Source organism: Halorubrum xinjiangense, from assembly GCF_049604745.1.
GTDB lineage: Archaea > Halobacteriota > Halobacteria > Halobacteriales > Haloferacaceae > Halorubrum > Halorubrum xinjiangense_A.
On the sequence record NZ_CP187140.1, the window covers coordinates 654,527 to 674,587 of the forward strand.

The window sequence follows — 20,061 nt, forward strand, 5'->3', positions numbered from 1 at the left end:
GCGCCCGGCGCGACGGGCTCCCGGAGCGTGATCCGCCCGTGAACTTCTCGACCTTCGAGCCAGTCTACGAGGCGATCCTCGCCGATTTCGGGTTCGACCGCGCGGCCGACGAACGCGCCCGCGACGTCGCCGCCGACCTCGCGACGCCGTTCCCGCTCGACCGCCTCGGCGACTGGGAAGGGGAAACGGTCGCCGTCGCGGGCGCGGCGCCCTGCCTCGCTGACGAGGTCGGGTTGGCCCGCGACGCCGACGTCGTCGTCGCGGCCTCCACCGCCGCCGACGTCCTCGACGACCGCGGCGTCAGCGTCGACTGCATGGTGACTGACCTCGACAAGAACCCGGAGAGGGCGGCCGAACTGACCCGCGAGGGCGTGCCAGTCGCCGCTCACGCGCACGGTGACAACATTCCGGCGGTCCGCGAGTGGCTGCCGCGCTTCGCCGACGAGTGGACGCTGGCGACGACGCAGGCGGCCCCCGTCGGCCCGGTCCGGAACACCGGCGGGTTCACCGACGGCGACCGCGCGGCGTTCCTCGCCGACCACGTCGGGGCCGGCAAACTCGTCTTCCCGGGGTGGAACTTCGACGACCCCGCCGTCGACCCGATGAAGGCGCGGAAGCTCGACTGGGCCGCCCGCCTGCTGCGCTGGCTCGAACGCCGGCGCGGCGAGCGGTTCGAGATTCTGGACGGGCGGCGAGAGGCGGTCGACGCCGCGCTCCGGGAGACCCTCGGTGACCGGTTCGACGACTAAATCGACTCCCGCTCGACCCGAGGCTCGGGGAACAGCTCCGCCTCGTCGCGCTCGCCGATCCACTCTGCCAGCTGGACGAGCTGGTCCGCGGCGGCCTCGAACAGCCGCTCGGCCTTCTCCGGGGTCACGTCGGTCGGGTCGCCGAATGCGCCGTTCGCGGAGTTGTCGACCGAGTCGTAGAACGTCCGGGCGCCGTGGACCATCGTTTCTGCGCTCTCGAGGTCGACGAGACCCCCGTCCCGGGCGTCTTCGAGCCGGTCCTCGCGGACGAGCTCGGGCGCGAGGTGAGTGATCATCGCGGTCTCCTTGGGGCCGGCGTGAGGGCCGTTTTGCTCGAAGAGGTCGTCGACCAGCTCCGGGATCGACTCGTCCCACATCCACTCGACGGCGTAGGCGACCTCGTCCTCGTGGAGCCGGCGGCCAACCTCCCGGAGGTGTTGGACGTTGCCGCCGTGGGCGTTGACGAACACCACGCGGTCGATGCCGTGGTACGCGAGGTTCCGAGAGAACGACTCGACGTAGTCGCGGAACTCGGGCGGGTCGACCCACATCGTCCCCGGGAACTGCCGGTGGTGGGGGCTGACGCCGACGTTGATCGTCGGCGTTCGGAACGCGTCCGAGCGGTCCGCGGCCGCCGTCGCGAGCCCCTCCGCGATCAGGTGGTCGGTCGCCAGCGGGAGGTGCGGGCCGTGCTGTTCGGTCGAGCCGAGCGGGACGAGCGCGACGGAACCGGGAGAGAGCGCGTCGCCCAGTTCCGGCCAGGTGTGGTCCGCGAGGTACATATCTCCGCCTCGCGCGCGACACGTATCAACCCAGCCGTCTCGGTGCGTGTCGCCGGGACCGGGTGGGCGGACGCCGCCGGCATCTGGCGCGCCGCCCCTCCCCGCCGCGCCGGCCCTGCGGCCCGTGTCGACACCCTTTTTGTGTCGTCCGGCCGAACCGAGGACCATGTTCGGAGGCGGCGGCATGAACCCGCGAAAGATGAAACAGATGATGAAACAGATGGGGATCGACGTCGAGGAGCTCGACGCCGAGCGGGTCGTCATCGAGACGGCCGACGGCGACGATCTCGTCTTCGACGGCGCTCAGGTGACCAAGATGGACGCCCAAGGCCAGGAGACCTACCAGATCGTTGGCTCCCCCGATGAAGTGGCCGACGCCGGCGCGAGTGGCGGCGCGGCCGCGGTCGAGGGCGGCGACGAGCCCGCGCTCGACGATGCGGACGACGCGGACGCCGGCGACGACGGCATCCCCGAGGAAGACGTGAAACTGGTCGCTCAGCAGGCCGGCGTCTCGAAAGAAGCCGCCCGCGAAGCCTTAGAGGCGGCCAACGGCGAGCCCGCGCGAGCGATCTCCGACCTGCAGTGACGGACGCCGCGTACCTGCTCGTCCACGAGGACCGCGAGTACCTGCTGGAGCCCGGCGAGGAGTTCGGCACCGACCTCGGCGTGATCGAGGTCCCCGAAGACGTCGCGGCCGGCGATGAGGTCGAGACCCATCTCGGCACCGTCTTCGAGGTCCGCGCGCTCCGCGGGCCCGACCTGTTCAACCACCTCGAACGCACCGGCGCGCCGATGATGCCCCGCGACGTGGGGCTCGTGATGGGCCACACCGGCGCGTCCGACGGCGACCGCGTCCTAGACGCCGGCACCGGCACGGGCATCCTCGCGGCGTACCTCGGCCGGGCCGGCGCCGACGTGACCACCTACGAGGTCGACGACGAGTTCGCCGACGTCGCCCGCGACAACATGCGGACGGCGGGCGTCGCCGACCGCGTCGAGGTTCGCACCGGCGACCTCACCGACGAGCTGGACGCGCTCGCCGAGGGCGAGCCGTTCGACGTCCTCACGCTCGACACCGGCGACGCTCCGGCGGTCGTCGAGCGCGCCGACGAGCTGCTCGCGCCCGGCGGCCGCCTCGCCGTCTACTCCCCGTTCGTCGAGGGGACCCGCGAGGCGGCCCTCGCGGCCCGCGAGGCCGGATTCAGCGAGGTCGAGACCCTCGAAACGATCCAGCGCGAGATGGATTTCTCCGACCGCGGCTCGCGCCCCTCCACCGCAGGCGTGGGCCACACGGGGTACCTCGTGTTCGCGCGGGCGCCCTGAACTCGGCGCTTTCGTTGCTTTTCCTGAGACAGCCCCCGACCCCAGCGGAACGCTCTTTCGGATCGCGACAGTCACCGATCGATGTGACCGCTAACGACGCCGGAACCGGGACCGACGCTGACGCCGCCAGCGACGACTTCGGCGACGCGTCCGAGGTCGCCGACGTCCTCCCGCGTCCCGACGACCCGCTCGCCGAGGCGGTCGAGGCCGCGCTGGCGGGACGGTCCACCGTCGTCGCGGTCGGCGTGCCGATCCGGCTGCTCCCGTCAGTGCTCGCCGCTCGCGAGCGCTCGTCGGGAGACCCGTGGCGGATCGCGTGCCGCCCCAGCGTTGTCGACGCGCTCTCGCGCGCGCTCGTCCTCGGCAGCGCGGTCGCCGAGGCGATTGAGTGCGACGAGATACGGATCCGAACCGGCGAGCCGCTCGGCCACGGGACGGGCGGGACGCTGTTCGCGAGCCCCCAGCGCGCCGACGCCGTCGTCGGCCCCCGCGGGGAGCGGACGCTTGCGACGACGGAGGGTGACGCCGATCCAAACGCGGTCGACGGCGCCCGCGCGACGGCCGAGTCGCGGTTCGACGCGGCGTCCGCGACGACTGTCGAGATGCCTTCGCGGACTCGACTGCTCGCCGCCGCGCGCGAGACCCTCGACGACCGGTTCGCGGACGACCTGGCGGCCCTGCTGGCGTCGCTCGACCCCGGCGAGTTCGGCCGCACGACCGAGGTTTCGGACCGGGCGCTCCTCGTCGCGCTCGCGGCGCGACACGACCACCTCTTCCGGGACCTGCGGACGTGGGTCGGGACCGACGGCGTCGGGATCGCGCCGGCACAGGAGTTCACCGCCGACCGGCAGGCGCTCGTCGATCGGGGGCTGATCGAGTCGATCAAGGTGCCGATGGGGCCGGGGCGGCCATTGCTTCGCCTCCGCGCGGTCGACGACGCGCTGTTGCGCGCCCGGGCCGAGGAGGTGCCGAGCATCCTCCGAGGGCGGTTCGCGCTGCCGACCGACGCGGAGGGGCGGGTCCGAGACGACGCGAGCCGTGAGGGGCGGAGAGCCGTGTGGGAGCGGCGTCGGTGGTGACAAGAACTAACTCGCGGCGGCGCCCTCCAACGGATATGACGACGTTCTCCGACAGGGTCGAGCGGATCTCGATAAGCGGGATCCGCGAGGTGTTCGAGGCGGCCGGCGACGACGCGATCAACCTCGGGCTGGGCCAGCCCGACTTCCCGACGCCGGACCACGCCAGACAGGCCGCGGTCGACGCCATCGAGTCCGGGAAGGCGGACGCCTACACCGAGAACAAGGGCACCCGGTCGCTCCGGGAGGCGATCGCCGAGAAGCACCGGGCGGACCAGGGGATCGACCTCGACCCCGGAAACGTCATCGCGACCGCGGGCGGCAGCGAGGCGCTCCACGTCGCCCTCGAAGCGCACGTCGACGCCGGCGACGAGGTGTTGATCCCGGATCCGGGGTTCGTCTCCTACGACGCGCTGACGAAGCTGACCGGCGGCGAGCCGGTTCCGGTGCCGCTCCGCGACGACCTCACAATCGATCCGGCGGCGATCGAGGACGCGATCACCGAGGACACCGCCGCGTTCATTGTGAACTCCCCCGGCAACCCCACGGGCGCCGTCTCCTCCGAGGAAGACGTGCGCGAGTTCGCGCGCATCGCCGACGAACACGACGTGCTCTGCGTCTCCGACGAGGTATACGAGTACACCGTGTTCGACGGCGAGCATCACTCTCCGATCGAGTTCGCGGAGACGGACAACGTCGTGGTCGTCAACTCCGCCTCGAAGCTGTTCTCGATGACGGGCTGGCGGCTCGGGTGGGTGTACGGCGCCGAGGAGCGCGTCGAGCGCATGCTCCGCGTCCACCAGTACGCGCAGGCCTGCGCCTCGGCGCCGGCCCAGTACGCCGCGGAGGCCGCGCTGCGCGGCGACCGCGACGTCGTCGACGAGATGACCGCCTCCTTCGAGCGCCGGCGCGACATCCTGCTCGACGGCTTCGACGACATCGGGATCGACTGCCCGACACCGCAGGGTGCGTTCTACGCGATGCCGCGCGTCCCGGAGGGGTTCGTCGACGAGTGCCTCGACCGCGGTGTGGTCGTCGTCCCCGGCGAAGCGTTCGGCGAGGGCGGCGCCGGCCACGCGCGCATCTCGTACGCGACCGACGAGGACGAGCTCCGCGAGGCGCTCGACGTGATGGCCGAGGCGTACGAAGCGGTCCGCTGAGGCGCGCTCGAAACGCCTTGTTCCTCAGTTATCCGCTCCGTCCAAAATCCGGAGGTACCGCTCGTAATACTCCTCCCCGTACCGAATCATCTCCTCCTCAGTCTCGCGGACGCCGGCGTCTTTTCGGACGTTCCCGTCGATGAAGGGCCGCGCGTCGAGCGCGCGGAGCAGTTCGACGTACGCGTCGGAGTACGGGTGCGTCTCGCTGTACTCCTCGGTGTCCGCCTGCTCGACGATCCGCCGGGCTTCCTCGGACAGGTCGTCCGGCTCGGTTCTGGGTCCGACGAGCGTCGCTCGGAGGATCGCCTCCATCCGTTCAGGGCTCTTGGCGACCGCCTCCGCGGTCGGCCGGTACACCGCCTCGTGGAACCGTTCTCGCTCGATTTCGACCCGGTAGGTGGTGTCTCTGTAGGTGACGCGGTCGGGGCCGTCGTCGAGTAGTACGCTCTCCGCGCGGGCGGTCTCGTTGCGGTACGCGTAGCCGCCCCGCTGGACCAGCCCGACGGGGTAGCCGCCCACGTTCCCGCGGGCCCGGGCCGCGAAGTGCGCGATGTGGACCGCGCGCTGGTCGGCCTGCGGCAGGTCACCGTCCTCGCCGGCGTCGACCGCCGAATCTCCGTCGCCCGCCGAATCGCCGCCGTCGTCGCCCCCGGACCCCTCGCCGTCGACCTCGTAGAGGCGGAGGACCGGATACGTCTCGTCGACCTCGTCGACGACGACGGAGCCGACCTGGGAGTAGGTCCCGTCACGGAGGACGTACGCCGGGTCGTCGGGGCTCGCGAAGAACGGCTTCCGGCCCTGAGTCGTGTACGACTCGCCGGCCAGAACCGCGTCGAGGGCCGCCTCGTCCCACTCCTCGGGCGGATCGTCGCGGTCGTGAACGTAGCGGTCTCGCAGCGCCCCGTCGACCCGCGAGAGCGAGAGCCTGAGTTCCGCCCCGTTGCCCGCATCGCCGTCGCCCGCGTCGCCGTCGCTACCGGTTCCGAGACAGCCAGCAGCGGCGGCGCCGATTCCGCCCGCGAGCGCGCCGGCGAGGAGGCGACGGCGGGAGGGTGCGAGTTCGTCCATACGGACCGTACAGACAGACCACTGAAAGGTATTGCCGAGACGCAAACGCCGGTTTGAGTCACCGGGATCGACGCCGACGGGGCGGGCCCGGTCGACGCGGTTGTGAATTACCTCTGGTTATTCGATGTCGGCGAAGAGTTTCCGCAAGTTATACCGTCGCCCGCGGAGTATCCGGCGGTAATGGACCGGAACATACAGGTCAGCCGCCTCGACCGGCAGGCGGTCGAGGACCAGGAGGTCGAAATCGTCGAGCGAAAGGGGATCGGTCACCCCGACTCCATCTGCGACGGCGTCGCGGAGTCCGTCTCGCGGGCGCTCTCGCAGCTCTATCTCGACCGCGTCGGCAAGGTGCTCCACTACAACACGGACGAGACGCAGCTGGTCGCCGGCCGCGCGGCCCCCGCGTTCGGCGGCGGCGAGGTCGTCGAGCCCATCTACATCCTCATCGTCGGCCGCGCCACGAAGGAGTACGACGGCGAGCAGCTCCCCGTCGACTCGACCGCGCTGGCGGCCGCCCGAGAGTACCTCGCCGAGGCGATCCCGGAGCTGGAGTACGGCACTGACGTCGTCGTCGACGTGAAGCTCGGCGAGGGGTCGGGCGACCTCCAGGACGTCTTCGGCGAGGAGACCCAGGAGGTCCCGATGGCCAACGACACCTCCTTCGGCGTCGGCCACGCCCCGCTCACCGAGACGGAGACCATCGTCCACGAGGCCGAGCACGCGCTCAACACGACCTACCACGACGACCACCCCGAGCTCGGGCCCGACGTGAAGATCATGGGCAAACGCGAGGGCGACCGGATCGACATCACCGTCGCCGCCGCGATGGTCGACGCGTACGTCGACGGCCTCGACGAGTACGACGACGCGGTCGCGTCCGTCCGCGAGTACGTCGACGACCTCGCCCGCGAGTACACCGACCGCGAGGTCCACGTCGACGTCAACACCGCCGACGACTACGACGAGGGCTCCGTCTACCTCACCGTCACCGGCACCTCCGCCGAGCAGGGCGACGACGGCTCGGTCGGCCGCGGCAACCGCGCGAACGGCCTCATCACGCCCAACCGCCCGATGTCGATGGAGGCGACCTCCGGGAAGAACCCCGTCAACCACATCGGGAAGATCTACAACCTCCTCTCGACCCGCGTCGCCGAGTCCGTCACGAGCGAGGTCGACGGCATCCGCGACCTCCAGGTCAGACTGCTCTCGCAGATCGGCCGCCCGATCGACGAGCCGCACGTCGCGGACGCGCAGATCGTCACGGAGGAGGGCGTCGAGCTGGACGACATCGAGGCGGACGTCCTCGCCATCGTCGACCGCGAGCTGGCCGACGTGACCGACGTGACCCGCAGCGTCATCGAAGGCGACGTCTCGACGTTCTGAGCGCGTCGACGACCGCTCGGTCCCCGCTCCGGCCCGCCCGACGACCGCAACGGATTTGCGCCGGCCGGTCCGAGAAAGGGACATGACGCGGGTGTGTCTCCTCGGCGACCCCGACGTGGAGCTCTCCTACGAGCTGCTCTCCCGCGAGACGGCTCGCGACGCGCTCGCCACCTACGACATCGAGGAGCCGTTCGAGAACAGCGTCGCCGTCGACACCGTGAGCCTCGGCGCCGCCGTCTCCCTCCTCAACGACATCGACTGGTACCTCGTCCGCTTCGTCGAGGAGGCGCTCGTGTTGGAGCCGTCCGTCGCGGAAGACGAGTGGCTCTCCCGGGACCTCGCCCGCGAGGTCCGCGACGGCGACGTGCCCCCCGAGGAGACCGACCAGCGGCTGAAGGTGTTCGGCCTCGTCGACGGCCGGCCGGTCGAGCCCCTCTTCGTCCGACGGCGACAGGGCGAAACGCCGGAGTACGACCTCCGCGACGTCGACGAGACCGTGATCGTCCGCGTGAGCGAGTCCGAGTTCTCCGGGTGAGGCGATCGCGTCGCTCGCCGACTCACGCCCCCTCGTCTACTTCGGCGAGGATCCGCGTCCGGACCGGGTCGACGTCGACCGGCGCCCACGCCTCCACGTCGTAGGTCACGTCCGCCAGCGTCTCCAAGCGGTCGTCGTCGCCCTCGCCTATCGCCTCGACCGCCTCGTCGCGAAGCCGTTCGAGCACCGCGTCCGCGAGCGCCTCGCGGTCGACCTCGCGGTCCGGCACGTCGAGGATGTGCGGGAGGTCCTCCGCCCCCTCCGGGAGCGTCGGGAACGCGGCCGGGCCGACCGCGAGGGCAGTTTCCCCGTCGGAGATTGGTTCGGATTCCGCGCCCGAGAGCGACTCGACCGGCGCCGGAACGAGCGCGTACTCGGCGACCGCGAGGTCGATAGCGGCGTCGATGGCGTCCTCATCGACCTCGGCGCGCTGCTTGAACGCCAGCTCCGAGAGCGCGCGCGAGAGCTCCGCGCGGGTGAGCCACTCGAACATGTCGACGACGCCGGCGAGGTCGTCGCGCGCGGCGACGCTCGGGCCGCTTCCGTCGGCCATCTCAGTCCTCCCCCGGGGCGGGCTCCGTCTGAGCGTCTCCCGTCACCGAGCCGTCGATCCGGTCGCTCCCGCGCACCGCGCCGAGGTCCTCGCGCGCGGCCTCCCGGACCTCGTCGGGGTCGACGGGCGCGTCCTCCCACGCCGGGAGCCGGGTGTCGGGGCCGGGCTCGCCGAGCGCCTCGGCGTACGTCGCCACCTGCGAGCGCTCGTCGTCGGGGTCGTACGAGAGGCCGTTGAACGCCGCGTCGGTCGCGTAGCCGTCGACCAGCGTCTCCGCGGCCTCGCGGTACCGCTCGGCGAGACCGTCGTAGTCGACCGCGACGCCGGCGTCCTCGACCGCGCGCAGCGTCGCCTCGCCGACCGCTCTGCTCATGTCGGCGAGGCCGGTCGGTCCCTCGACGGAGCGGTGGTCGTGCTCGTAGCGGCCCAGGTCGACCTGCGCGCTGTCCGCGAAGCCGGCGTGGCCGAACGCCTCGCCGAGCGTCCCGACCTCCAGCCCCCAGCCGCGCTGGACGCGGAGCCGCGAGGCGAGGTCGCTCGTCGCCGCGAACTCGCCGGCGAGCGCGTAGCGGAACGCGGAGAGGTACTCCAACACGTCCGGCTTCCGCCCGGGCGCGGCGTCGCCCAGCGCGCGGACGAGCGGCCGGAAGAACAGCCTGAACAGCCGCCCGTACAGCGAGCCGTCCTCGACGCGGGCGTAGTACCCCTTTGAGAACCGGTACCCCTGACCCAGCGGGAACAGCAGTCGGTTGACGAACGCCGAGGAGTAGGTCTTCGTGTCGGCGTCGTGGACGACGACGAACTCCTCGTCGAGCGCGCGGCCTAAGGCGAGCCACACGTCGCGGCCCTTGCCGCGCTCGCCGTCGAGCCCGCGCGATTCGAGCAGCGACGCGAGCCGGGGGCCGTCGCACCACAGCGTCTCGACGTCGAGGTCGAACCCGTCGAGCCAGTCCGCGAACGGGCCCGCGCGGTCGGCGGATGCGCGCAGCGGCACGATCACCCGACCCGGGTCGACCGTCTCTAGCGTCGAGAGCACACGATCGGCCGCGAGCGTCCCGTACTCGCGCTCGGTCATCGGCACGACCACCGCCGCGCGGTCCGTGGGGGCGTCGGGCCGGTGGTCGGTCAACGCGTGAAGGGTCGTCACGCGCTCCTGTACGTACTCCATTTACCGATCACACGGGAGCGAAGCCCAAAACAGGTGCGGTACCACCAACCGGGGCGGGCCGCCCGGGACCGGCTCACGCCCTCCGGATCCGACGCCGATCCTACGTCACGCCGCCCGCGTCGATCCCGCGGCGCCGCCGGGGACGCGTCCGAGGCGGTAGAGGGCCGCGTACGCGGCGACGAGGACCACTAACCCGCCCGCGAGCGAGAGGAAGACGGCGTCGTACCCCGCACCCGCCTCGATCGCTTCGCCGACGACCCACGAGCCGGCCGCCTGCGTGGACATCATCCCGGCCGAGAACATCGCGTACGCCGACGCGCGCGACTCGTCGGGCAACGACGCCAGCAGGTACGTGTCGCCGGCCGGGAACAGCATGTGAATGGCGAAGCCGACGACGACGCTCGCCGCGATCACCGCCGCCAACCCTTCGGCGACGACGACGAGGACGACGCCGCCGACGAACGCCGTGACGATGCCGAGCAGGTACGGCACGTGGGGGAGCCGGTCAGCGAGGTCGCCGGACACGAGGAACGCGGGCACGCCGGCGGCGAAGATCACCGTCAGGAGGTTCCGCGCGGTCGACCGCGCCAGCCCCTTGTCGATCATGTACAGCTCGTAGAAGTTGAACAGGCCCTGCCAGACGAAGCTCGTGAGCCCCATCAGCACGACGCCGGCGAGTATCAGCTTCCACTCCCGGCGGGCGGCCGCGAGGAAGTCGGTGTCGCCCGAGCCGGCGTCGGGGAGGTCGGTCCGCTTCGCGAGCGTGACGAACAGGACCGTGCTGGCCGCCGCGGCGAGCGCGAGCGCGTAGAAGGCGTACCGCCAGTCGTACCACAGCGCGACGGTGACCGCGGGCGCGGCGATGACGGCGGAGAGCTGGCTGGCCATGCCGTGGACGCCCATCACGCGCCCGACGCGCTGCGGGAACAGCTCCGAGATGAACGGGTTCGCGGCGACGAAGTAGACGCCGGAGGCCAGGCCGATCGCGAAGGCGGCGACCATCAGCGCGAGGACGCTCGGCGCGAGGGCGACGCCGAGCGCGCCCGCGGTCAACATCGCGCCGGAGACGACGATCACGCTGCGCCGCGTGAAGCGCGTGAGCGCCCAGCCGGCGGGGAGCCGCGGGGCGGCCGAGCCGAGCCACGCGAGCGTGACGATGAGCCCAGCGGTCCCCTCGCGGATCCCGAACGCGTCGATGAACTCGCCCACGAGGGGAGCGAACACGACGCGCGCGAAGTTGACGAGGAAGACCAGCGCGCAAAGCGATCCGAACAGCCTGGTCCGTGACACGGCGGCGATTCCGCGCGCCCGGACACAAGCGTTGCGAAAGCGGCCTAGCTGGCTCTGTTGAAATCCTTGGGTAGTGATATATTCTGACCGGGGTGTGGTCAGTACAAGCCAAGTAATTATGACGAAACGCTCTAAATAATACAATAGACTCCTCACATCTATGTCGCTACAGCAGTATCGAAAACTCACCGGGATTCTCTCTGTTATTGCCGGAGTAGGTATTCTTGGTATCGCTTTGGCACAACCCAATTTCCGCACAGTTCTATGGGGATTATTCGCTATTTCACTCGGACTGTTTGGTTGGTTTAAAAACTGAAATATTACTCAGTACGCAGCTCTCATCGACTGGCTGTTTCAGGCAATAATATGTCTGAAGAATAGGATTTCAACAGAGCCGCCTAGCTTTGACTCGACACTCCGCCCGCCACCGTCGACGCCCATCTCGCCCTTTTTGGCGTCGCTTTCGGCGAACTCGTCAGACCGATGTCGTACAGGGTTTTTATGCGCCCCGGCGACAAACCCCGGGTATGAAATCCACGCGCAAGGGGCTCCGCGACGGCGACCTGATGAAGGACACCTACGAGCGGCTGAACTGCGCCGACTGCGAACAGGTGCTGAAAAAGGAGAACGACCCCGACGAGGTGTTCTCGGTCCGCATCTGTCCGGAGTGCGGCGCGCGGTTCAAGGAGCTTCGCTGACGCCGTCACCACCCGTCTCGCCCTCTCTCCCGTCGCGGTCGATTCGTCCCCGTCGATCGCGCTCAATTCGGCTCGAACGAGTCCCCGACCGACTCCGTCACCGTCCGCGCCTCGTCGGTGACCGTTTCGATCCATCGGTACGCAGTGAACGCCTCGACCGTTGACCGGGCGTTCCGGTCGCCCGCGGCGAGCGTTCCGTCCGGGACCGCGAACAGCGGGAGGAACCGCGTCGCCAGGTATCGGTCCAGCGGGTCCTCGCTCCCCGCAAGCGTCGTCGTCGATTCGATCGCCGCGGAGCGCGCGGCGCCGACCGCCTCGGCGTCCGCGGGGAACATCGCCTCGCCGTCCTCGATACGGGAGGCGAGCGCGTCGAGCCCGCGGAACCGGACGCGCGCGAGGAGCGTCCGCGTGAACGCGGTCGCCGGGTGGTCAGGCACGTAGTCGTCGACCGGAACCGGGTCGAACCGGAGGTCCTCGAACGTCCGGTAGGTCGCCGTCGAGAGCAGCGAGACGCTCGGCGCGTCCCGCGCGACGGGCCGATCGTCGAGGAACGCCTCGGTCCCCGGGCTCGACCGGAGTCGGTCGGTCTCCCCTCCGTGGAGGGCCCGGAGGCGGTCGCCGATCTCGGCCCCCAACCGCTCCGCTCCGCGGCGGAGCGGTTCGGCGACGGGCACCGGATCGGCGAGCGAGTCCCGGTACCGGTCGCTGAGGTACCGACCCGCCTCAACGTACGACTGGACGCGCTCGACGTCCCCGATCGACTCGCCGGTCCGGAGCGGATTTGCTCGCGAGGCGGGGCCCGCTCTCCCGCCGACCAGCGTCCGCCGCCGCGACTCGTCGTACCAGCGCTCGATCGGGCCGTAGACGGCGGCTCCAGCCAACGGATCCGTCGCCTGGCCCGGTAGTTCCTCCAGCGTGTCGGACGCCCGCCGCCGAACCGTCCCGATGTCGGCGGCCACCGCCTCCGGGTCGCCCTCGACGGTCACCGCCGCCCACGTGCCGACGGCGGTCGCGGCGTGGTCGCGCGCGGTCGCGTACCGCTCCGCGGCCCGCAGCGGCGGGAGCGACTCCTCGGAGCCCGGAGACGCCTCGCGCGCCGCCGCCCGCTCCGTCTCGATCTGTTCGCGGATCTCGCCGTTCGGGAGCGTCTCCGCGGTCAACGGCTCCGGAATAGGGGAGAGCAGGCGGTCGACGCGGTCGGCGAACGCGCGCTCGACCGCCGGCTCGACATCGACAGGGACGAGCCGCGGCGAGTCGGGGATCGGGTCGTTGAACTCGCGTGGGACCGCCTCCACGTCGAGCGACGGCGGATCGTCCCAGAAGCGCGGTTCCCTCCCCCTTCCCGAACAGCCGGCGAGCGAACCGAGCGCGACCGCGCCGGCAGCGGCGAGCGCGCGGCGCCGGGTCGTCCAACGCGTCATGCGTCCTCACCCCACGTGTCGATCGCCGTCTCGTTCCCGGACACCGTCGCGTTCCCGTCGATAACCGCGTACTCGGTGTCGGTAGTCCGACACGGGGAGTGCCCGCTGGCGCCGGAGCGGGTAATCGGACCGTCGAGGGCGACCGGGAGCCGAAAGAGGAGCGCGAGCGTGACCCGCGCGTCGGCCTCGCACGACTCGTCGGGCGGGCGGAGCTCGCTACAGTACTCGTACTCGACGTGCCCCGGATCCCACGACACCGAGCGGATTACGAGCCGCTCACACGAATCAACGATGGCGCGCGCGACGTACACGGTCTCCGCGTCGTAGTCCGTCTCGTCGAGGAACGACCGGATCCGCTCGCGGTCCGCGTCCGCGACACCCTCGGCGGCGAGCAGTTCGGCCGCCCGGTCCGCGCTCGCGACGAGTTCGCGGCCGATCGAGATCGGCTCGCCCTCGTCGTTCGTCTCGCTCCCGTCGAGGAGGACGCTCTCGCCGTCGGGGTTCCGCGGCTTCAGCACGGTCGGGTCCGACTCGATACCGGACGCCTGCTGCCGATCGGACTCCGCCTCCGGATCGCCCGCGCTCCCGCCGAGGCAGCCGGCGAGCGCGCCGCCGACCCCGAGGGGGAGGCTACGGAGGAGGGCTCGTCGCGTGGGGGACATGCGACCGGCTTGGACGGGTTCCGTCAAACGTCTTGTGGCCCGCCGGTCCGGTCTCTTGCGCCGGCTCCGCGGCGTGGCGGCCGCCGCCCGCCTCACTCGAAGACGGCGTCGAACGCCGACGCGCCGAGCGGGTCGAAGGTGCCGGCCGCGACGTTCTCGCGGACGTGGTCGGGGTCCGTCGTCCCGACGAGCGAGGAGGTGACGCCGGGGGCGCTCCGGGCGAAGTTGAGCGCGCGCTGGGCCGGCGTCTCCCCCGCGAGCGTCGCGTCGACATCGGTCGGAATCGCGCCCTCGACCGCCAGATCGCCCTGCCCGACGCTCGCGCTCGTCACCACCGAGAGCCCGGCCTCGTGGGCGAACTCGAGCGTCGAGACGGGCCCGTCGGCGTTGCTTCCGGGCGGCGCGGGCTGGTTCCGCCGCGTGAACGCGTCCGCCATCGCGACGTTGAACGGGAGCTGTATCGCCTCGAACCCGTGGTCGTCGTCGGGGCCGACCGTCTCGCCGGCGGCCTCGGCCCGCGAGAGGACCTCGCCGAGCGAGAGGTAGTCTTCGTCGCCTTCCGGGACGCGGAACGCGCTCCACGTGGCGACGCCGTACGCCCCGATGTCTCCGGCTGCGCGACGGCGTTCGAGGGTCTCGAAGGCGGCACCGATCCGGTCGTACACCTCCTCTCGCGACCGGGCCGCGAGCTGCGTCTCGGGGTTGTGGACGTAGAAGCAGTCGACGGCGTCGAGGTCGAGGCGGTCGAGCGAGCGGTCGAGCGACCACTCCAAGAACTCCGGCGTCATCGCGTGCGCGCCGTTCGCGAGGTCGTCGGGGGCGACGATTCCGGGCTCGACAAACCGCTCGCGGACGTACGCGCTCGGGTCGTCCGGGCGCTCGCCGTCGAACGGGAGGAAGCCGCCCTTCGTCGCGACGACCACGGACTTGCGGTCGACGGGGGCGTTCCGAACCGCCTCGCCGACGACGCGTTCGGCGCGGCCGCAGCGGTAGTTGGCCGCGGTGTCGACGTGGTTCACCCCCGACCGGAGCGCCAGTTCGATCGACTCGCGCGAGGCCTCGTCGACCGCAGGCGTCGGCTCGCCGAGGTACGTCCCGATCCCGACGCTGGAGACGACGCCCGGCCCGAAGCGACGGAAATAGGTACGCCCGAAGGCGTCGCCGAACCGGTTCCGGTACCCCCAGAGGGCCTCGCGAGTCGCCATGTGGTCGGGGTAGTCGGCTCGCGGGTAAAAGTCGCGCGGGAGGTCGGGAGGCCGGGCCGCCCCGGTCCGTACCGCTCCCGTCGAGGCCGCCGCTCAGTCGGCCACGCGGAAGGTCCGCGTCGTGTCCCTGTCGCCGCGGACGATGTCGACCTCGACGAGGCCCAGCGAAGTGAATATCTCGCCCCAGTCGCGGTAGTACAGCGGCGTCTCGTCGTCGACGTAGTTCACGTCAGGTTCGTCCGGCGCCGACTCTCGCGTCGGGTCCTCGATTTCGGCCGTGACGAGGATGTCGTCGGTGATCCGCGCAATCTCCGCGAAGGCCGACTCGACGTCCGGATGGAGGTGTTGGAGCGTCTCGACCGAGTACACCGCGTCGAACGCGCCGTCGTCGAACTCCTCGACGAGGTCCTCTATCGCGCCGCAGTAGAACGTCCCGTCGGCGGCGAGTTCGGGGTAGGTCTCCCGCATCGTCTCGAACGCCTCGGCGTTGATGTCGATCCCCGAGAGGTCCTCGAACCCGTGAGACGCGAGGTGTTCGAGGTGGCGGCCCGAGCCGCACCCCAGTTCGAGGACGGCCGCGTCGCGGTCGAGGTGCGCGTCGAGGGCCTCGCGGATCAGCGCGCTCGTCTCGTTCGGCCCGTAGTGCGCGTAGTACGCCGGTGAGTATTCGCCCGCCCGGTTCTCCCACGACTCTCGGACGGAATCTGGTTCCACGTGTGGCAACGCCGCCAGAGAGGGAAAACGTCGTCGGACGGCGTCCCGCCGGCGGAGCACGTCGATCCGCGCGCCGTCTCGTGGTCCGGCCACACGAGTACACTTAATTGCCACACTATCTCATGGTTGACTATGACAAGCGATGAATACGATTATATCGTGGTCGGCGCCGGGTCTGCGGGCTGCGTCCTCGCGAACCGGCTCACCGCGGACGCGGAGACGAGCGTCCTGCTCTTGGAGGCGGGCACGCCCGACGAGGACCGGAACATGCGGATCCCGGCGGCGTTCCCGGAGCTGTTCAAGACCGACGCGGACTGGGAGTACTACACCGAGCCGCAGGACGGCTGCGCCGGCCGGGAGCTCTACTGGCCGCGCGGCAAGACGCTCGGGGGGTGTTCCTCGACCAACGCGATGATCTACATCCGGGGCCACCCCTCGGACTACGACGGCTGGGCCGAGCTGGGCAACGACGGCTGGGGATACGACTCGATGCTGGAGTATTTCAAGCGCGCGGAGACCTTCGAGCCGGGGGGCTCGTCCTACCACGGGGACTCGGGGCCGCTCAATGTCACCGACCAGTCATCGCCGCGGCCGGCCTCCGAGGCGTTCGTCCGCGCGGCCACGCAGGCGGGGTACGACCGAAATGACGACTTCAACGGGGCCGAGCAGGCGGGCGTCGGGCTCTACCACGTTACACAGAAGGACGGGAAACGCCACAGCGCGGCGGACGCGTACCTCAAGCCCGCGCTCGATCGCCCGAACCTCACCGCCGAGACCGGCGCGCAGGTGATCGAGGTGAGCGTTGAGGGCGGTCGCGCGACCGGCGTCGAGTACAGGCAGGACGGCGAGACTCGCTCCGTCGACGCGACCGAGGAGGTCCTCTTGAGCGCCGGCGCCGTCAACTCCCCGCAGCTGCTCATGCTCTCGGGGATCGGCGACCCCGACCACCTCGCGGACCACGGTATCGACGTCGAGGTCGCGTCGCCCGGCGTCGGCCGGAACCTCCAGGACCACCTGTTTGCGTTCACCGTCTACGAGACGGACGACGACGTCAGCACGCTGGACGACGCCGGGAGTCTGAAGGACCTGGCCAACTGGTTCGTCTTCAAGCGCGGGAAGCTCACCTCGAACGTCGGGGAGGCCGGCGGCTTCGTTCGCACTGACGCGGACGAGCCCCGGCCGGACCTCCAGTTCCACTTCGCGCCCTCGTACTTCATGGAACACGGGCTCGAGAACCCCGAGGAGGGACGGGGGTTATCGATCGGCGCAACGCAGCTCAGACCGGAGAGCCGCGGCCGCGTCGCGCTCGCCTCGGACGACCCGGTCGAGGCCCCTGCCATCGATCCGAACTACCTCGACGAGCGCGCGGACCTCGACACGCTCGTCGAGGGGGTCAAGCGCGCCCGCGAGATCGCCGACCAGGACGCGCTCTCGGAGTACCTCGGCCGCGAGCTGTGGCCCGGCGAGGACGTCGAGACCGACGAGGAGATCGCGCAACACGTCCGTGAGGAGTGTCACACCGTCTATCACCCCGTCGGGACGTGCAAGATGGGCAACGACGAGGCGGCGGTCGTGGACGACGAGCTCCGCGTCCGCGGGGTCGAGGGGCTCCGCGTCGTCGACGCGAGCGTGATGCCCACGCTCGTCGGCGGGAACACGAACGCACCGACGATCGCGATCGCCGAGCGAGCGGCGGACCTGATCCGAGACGAGCGGACGACGACGGCCGAGGGATCGGTCTCGGTCGCCGACGACTGAGCCGGATCGCGTCAGACGCCCGCACGACGCAACGACTATACGGACTCCGGGAGTCACGGGTGATAATGGCCTCGCTCACCGACCACCTGGCGGACCTCGTCGAGGACGTCGACGCCGCGCTGCTGTTCTCCCCGACGAGTTCCTTCTACGAGCGATTCGCGGACGCCGAGGTCGAGGTCGTCGTCGTCGCGCCCGACAACGACGTCGACGCGGAGACGTTCGTCGAGCTCCCCCTCCCGTTCGACAACGTCAAAGACCGGATCCGGTTCGGCATCGAGGGCGCAATGGACGAGGGACTCCTCGCCGAGGGCGACGAGGTCGCGTGCGTCGCCTCGGTGTTCGACGCCGGCTCGGACGCGGTGATCCGGGCGACCGTCGACGAGGGTGTCCACACCGGGATCTACGACCTGTTCGCCAACTCGCGGGCGGAGCCGAGCGTGATCCGCGACGTGTTCGAGGTCGCGATCGAGCTCGGACAGAAGGGGCAGAAGGGGAAGCCGGTGGGCGCGCTGTTCGTCGTCGGCGACGCGGGGAAGGTGATGAACAAGTCGCGACCGCTGTCGTACAACCCCTTCGAGAAGAGCCACGTCCACGTCGGCGACCCCATCGTGAACGTGATGCTCAAGGAGTTCTCGCGGCTCGACGGCGCCTTCGTCGTCTCCGACTCTGGGAAGATCGTCTCCGCGTACCGCTACCTCGAACCCGCCGCCGAGGGGGTCGACATCCCGAAGGGGCTCGGCGCGCGCCACATGTCCGGCGCGGCGATCACCCGCGACACGAACTCGACCTCCATCGTCCTCTCCGAGTCAGACGGGCTCGTTCGGGCGTTCAAGGCCGGGGAACTCGTCTTGGAGATCGATCCGGAGGAGTACTGACCCATGTCCGCGGCTCAGGTCGCCGTTCCCGACTTCCTCGTGAACGTGCCGTACCGGATCTGGCTGGCGCTCGCGGTGCTCGCGTTCGGGCTCGTGTTGGCGTACGTCACCGGCGTGATCAACCGTCGGCTGCTCCGGCGCGCCGGCGTCCCCGAGGTGATCGAGGGGACCGCCTTCGAGCGGACGGCCCGCGAGTTCGACACCTCGACGGTGCGGATCTTAGCACAGCTGTCGAGCTACTTCATCGTCGCCGTCACCATCATCGTCGCGCTCACCGTCGCGGACGTGAACTACCTCGAACAGTTCTGGTCGGGTGTCGCCGCGTTCCTCCCGCGGCTGTTCGTCGCCGTGATCGTCTTCATCGTCGGCATCGTCGTCGGCGATAAGGCCGAGCTGCTCGCCGCCGAGCGACTCCGGGGAATCAAGCTCCCCGAACTCGGCGTGCTCCCGACGCTCGTGAAATACAGCGTCGTGTACGTCGCGACGCTGGTCGCGCTCAGTCAGGTCGGCGTCCAGACGCTCGCGCTCATTGTGCTGCTCGCGGCGTACGCGTTCGCGCTCGTACTGTTCGCCGCGCTCGCGACGAAGGACCTCGTCGCCTCGGCCGCGGCCGGCGTCTTCCTCCTCCTCCGGCAGCCGTACGGCATCGGCGACGAGGTGCGCGTCGCCGGCGAGCGCGGCGTCGTCCAGGAGGTGGACCTCTTCGTCACCCACATCGAGACGGACGGCGAGGAACACGTCGTCCCGAACCACGCGGTGTTCCGCGAAGGGATCGTACTGATCCGCGAGTAGCGCCGCCCTCTCGGTCGTATCGCGGTCGTCTCGCTGTCGTGGGCGACCCCCGTCACCCGTTCCCACGCTATGAAAGTAGCCGGCCTGGTATAACCCGGCGCGGCGCCAACGTCGAGACATGACCCCCGATACCGCGAGCGTCGCCTGTGACGGGTGGGACGGCAGCGAGTGCGAGGGGACGCCCCACTGTCCGCCGCGCTGTCCGCGGTTCGTCGACAAGGAGGGAGCGCGCTGGACGATCCGACCGGCGGTCGACGCGGACGAGCCGTTCCTCGCGGAGATGTACGAGCGGTACGACCGCGCCGACCGCGCGCAGGGGCTCCCCCCGGTGAGCCGCAGCCGGTGCGCCGAGTGGATCCGGTCGATGCTAACGGAGGGAAATAACGTCGTCGCGGAGCGGGACGGCGAGCTGTTCGGCCACGCGATGTACACGCCGACCGACGCCGCGGTCCCCGAGCTCGCCGTGTTCGTCCACCCCGCCGCACAGGATCGTGGCGTGGGGACCGAGCTGTGCCGGCACGTGATCGCAAACGCCGCCGCGGCCAGCCGTGAGGGGATCGAGCTCCACGTCGAGACCGGGAACCGCGTCGCTCGTAACGTCTACCGGACGGTCGGGTTCGAGGTCGTCGAGCGCCGCGGGGACCTCCGGATGCGCCTCGACCTCGATCACCAGGTCGCGACCGAGGTCCGCTGGCCGCCGCTCGCCCGCGAGGGGCCGACCGAGCCCGCGGTCGACCTCTCACCGACCGACGGCGGTTCCGGGCGATCGCCCGCCGACGACTGAGTCGGGGCGGCGCGCGACACCGCTCACGGGGCGGGCCCCGGCGCCACCGCAACCGTTAGGCCCCG

The 20,061-nt window shown here is 70.5% G+C and carries 22 protein-coding genes; 13 read left to right on the forward strand and 9 right to left on the reverse strand.

Annotated features, from left to right (window positions below):
* Window positions 1-38: 38 nt before the first annotated feature.
* A complete protein-coding gene (locus ACOZ35_RS04290; protein ID WP_424015222.1) occupies window positions 39-749 on the forward strand; it encodes a 6-hydroxymethylpterin diphosphokinase MptE-like protein in 711 nt (236 codons plus the stop codon).
* On the opposite strand, the gene ACOZ35_RS04295 is transcribed toward ACOZ35_RS04290, so the two are convergent.
* The gene (locus tag ACOZ35_RS04295) at window positions 746-1,531 is read right to left on the reverse strand and encodes a creatininase family protein (protein ID WP_424015223.1); all 786 of its coding nucleotides are present in this window, start codon (window positions 1,529-1,531) and stop codon (window positions 746-748) included. The genes ACOZ35_RS04290 and ACOZ35_RS04295 overlap by 4 nt on opposite strands.
* Before the next feature lie 166 nt (window positions 1,532-1,697).
* Here ACOZ35_RS04295 and ACOZ35_RS04300 point away from each other — a divergent pair, with 166 nt between their 5' ends.
* From ACOZ35_RS04300 to ACOZ35_RS04315, 4 genes are all read left to right on the forward strand, one after another.
* Window positions 1,698-2,117, forward strand: a complete 420-nt coding sequence (locus ACOZ35_RS04300; RefSeq protein WP_424015224.1) for a nascent polypeptide-associated complex protein — start codon at window positions 1,698-1,700, stop codon at window positions 2,115-2,117.
* A complete protein-coding gene (locus ACOZ35_RS04305) occupies window positions 2,114-2,854 on the forward strand; it encodes a methyltransferase domain-containing protein (protein ID WP_424015225.1) in 741 nt (246 codons plus the stop codon). The genes ACOZ35_RS04300 and ACOZ35_RS04305 overlap by 4 nt, the downstream gene beginning before the upstream one ends.
* 83 nt (window positions 2,855-2,937) lie before the next feature.
* Entirely contained in the window at window positions 2,938-3,933 is a 996-nt protein-coding gene (locus ACOZ35_RS04310; RefSeq protein ID WP_424015226.1) for a transcriptional regulator TbsP domain-containing protein, read from the forward strand.
* 35 nt (window positions 3,934-3,968) lie between these two features.
* The gene (locus ACOZ35_RS04315) at window positions 3,969-5,090 is read left to right on the forward strand and encodes a pyridoxal phosphate-dependent aminotransferase (RefSeq protein ID WP_424015227.1); all 1,122 of its coding nucleotides are present in this window, start codon (window positions 3,969-3,971) and stop codon (window positions 5,088-5,090) included.
* A gap of 24 nt (window positions 5,091-5,114) precedes the next feature.
* On the opposite strand, the gene ACOZ35_RS04320 is transcribed toward ACOZ35_RS04315, so the two are convergent.
* Window positions 5,115-6,158 (reverse strand): hypothetical protein, encoded by a 1,044-nt coding sequence (locus tag ACOZ35_RS04320; protein ID WP_424015228.1) that lies wholly within the window; start codon window positions 6,156-6,158, stop codon window positions 5,115-5,117.
* 180 nt (window positions 6,159-6,338) lie between these two features.
* On the opposite strand from ACOZ35_RS04320, the gene ACOZ35_RS04325 reads away from it, so the two are divergent.
* The gene (locus ACOZ35_RS04325; RefSeq protein ID WP_424015229.1) at window positions 6,339-7,541 is read left to right on the forward strand and encodes a methionine adenosyltransferase; all 1,203 of its coding nucleotides are present in this window, start codon (window positions 6,339-6,341) and stop codon (window positions 7,539-7,541) included.
* Window positions 7,542-7,623: 82 nt separating this feature from the next.
* Window positions 7,624-8,076, forward strand: a complete 453-nt coding sequence (locus ACOZ35_RS04330) for a DUF5804 family protein (RefSeq protein WP_424015230.1) — start codon at window positions 7,624-7,626, stop codon at window positions 8,074-8,076.
* Between the two features lie 22 nt (window positions 8,077-8,098).
* Here ACOZ35_RS04330 and ACOZ35_RS04335 read toward each other — a convergent pair whose 3' ends face one another.
* The 3 genes from ACOZ35_RS04335 to ACOZ35_RS04345 all read right to left on the reverse strand — a co-directional run bounded on the left by ACOZ35_RS04335 (window position 8,099) and on the right by ACOZ35_RS04345 (window position 11,087).
* A complete protein-coding gene (locus ACOZ35_RS04335; RefSeq protein ID WP_424015231.1) occupies window positions 8,099-8,629 on the reverse strand; it encodes a DUF7109 family protein in 531 nt (176 codons plus the stop codon).
* Between the two features lies 1 nt (window position 8,630).
* On the reverse strand, window positions 8,631-9,797 hold the full coding sequence (locus tag ACOZ35_RS04340) for a glycosyl transferase family 2 (protein ID WP_424015232.1): 1,167 nt from the start codon (window positions 9,795-9,797) through the stop codon (window positions 8,631-8,633).
* A gap of 105 nt (window positions 9,798-9,902) precedes the next feature.
* Window positions 9,903-11,087 carry a CynX/NimT family MFS transporter gene (locus ACOZ35_RS04345; protein ID WP_424015233.1) on the reverse strand — a complete coding sequence of 395 codons (1,185 nt, stop codon included), beginning with the start codon at window positions 11,085-11,087 and terminating at the stop codon, window positions 9,903-9,905.
* A gap of 160 nt (window positions 11,088-11,247) precedes the next feature.
* Here ACOZ35_RS04345 and ACOZ35_RS04350 point away from each other — a divergent pair, with 160 nt between their 5' ends.
* Together ACOZ35_RS04350 and ACOZ35_RS04355 are read left to right on the forward strand one after the other, a co-directional pair.
* Window positions 11,248-11,403 carry a hypothetical protein gene (locus ACOZ35_RS04350; RefSeq protein ID WP_343777575.1) on the forward strand — a complete coding sequence of 52 codons (156 nt, stop codon included), beginning with the start codon at window positions 11,248-11,250 and terminating at the stop codon, window positions 11,401-11,403.
* A gap of 211 nt (window positions 11,404-11,614) precedes the next feature.
* A complete protein-coding gene (locus ACOZ35_RS04355) occupies window positions 11,615-11,785 on the forward strand; it encodes an HVO_0758 family zinc finger protein (protein ID WP_004595617.1) in 171 nt (56 codons plus the stop codon).
* 62 nt (window positions 11,786-11,847) lie between these two features.
* Here ACOZ35_RS04355 and ACOZ35_RS04360 read toward each other — a convergent pair whose 3' ends face one another.
* From ACOZ35_RS04360 to ACOZ35_RS04375, 4 genes are all read right to left on the reverse strand, one after another.
* Window positions 11,848-13,206 carry a hypothetical protein gene (locus tag ACOZ35_RS04360; protein WP_424015234.1) on the reverse strand — a complete coding sequence of 453 codons (1,359 nt, stop codon included), beginning with the start codon at window positions 13,204-13,206 and terminating at the stop codon, window positions 11,848-11,850.
* A complete protein-coding gene (locus tag ACOZ35_RS04365) occupies window positions 13,203-13,868 on the reverse strand; it encodes a hypothetical protein (RefSeq protein WP_424015235.1) in 666 nt (221 codons plus the stop codon). The genes ACOZ35_RS04360 and ACOZ35_RS04365 overlap by 4 nt, the downstream gene beginning before the upstream one ends.
* A 92-nt stretch (window positions 13,869-13,960) precedes the next feature.
* Complete coding sequence (locus tag ACOZ35_RS04370; RefSeq protein WP_424015236.1) at window positions 13,961-15,073, reverse strand: aldo/keto reductase; 1,113 nt, start codon at window positions 15,071-15,073, stop codon at window positions 13,961-13,963.
* A gap of 93 nt (window positions 15,074-15,166) precedes the next feature.
* The gene (locus ACOZ35_RS04375) at window positions 15,167-15,787 is read right to left on the reverse strand and encodes a class I SAM-dependent methyltransferase (RefSeq protein WP_424015237.1); all 621 of its coding nucleotides are present in this window, start codon (window positions 15,785-15,787) and stop codon (window positions 15,167-15,169) included.
* A gap of 132 nt (window positions 15,788-15,919) precedes the next feature.
* On the opposite strand from ACOZ35_RS04375, the gene ACOZ35_RS04380 reads away from it, so the two are divergent.
* The 4 genes from ACOZ35_RS04380 (at window position 15,920) to ACOZ35_RS04395 (ending at window position 19,996) form a co-directional block, all read left to right on the forward strand.
* Window positions 15,920-17,545, forward strand: a complete 1,626-nt coding sequence (locus ACOZ35_RS04380; protein ID WP_424015238.1) for a GMC family oxidoreductase — start codon at window positions 15,920-15,922, stop codon at window positions 17,543-17,545.
* Between the two features lie 65 nt (window positions 17,546-17,610).
* Window positions 17,611-18,420, forward strand: coding sequence for a diadenylate cyclase DacZ (dacZ, locus tag ACOZ35_RS04385; RefSeq protein ID WP_424015239.1), 810 nt, complete (start codon window positions 17,611-17,613; stop codon window positions 18,418-18,420).
* Window positions 18,421-18,423: 3 nt separating this feature from the next.
* Window positions 18,424-19,212, forward strand: a complete 789-nt coding sequence (locus ACOZ35_RS04390) for a mechanosensitive ion channel family protein (RefSeq protein WP_424015240.1) — start codon at window positions 18,424-18,426, stop codon at window positions 19,210-19,212.
* Between the two features lie 118 nt (window positions 19,213-19,330).
* A complete protein-coding gene (locus tag ACOZ35_RS04395; RefSeq protein WP_424015241.1) occupies window positions 19,331-19,996 on the forward strand; it encodes an N-acetyltransferase family protein in 666 nt (221 codons plus the stop codon).
* The last annotated feature ends 65 nt before the right edge of the window (window positions 19,997-20,061 follow it).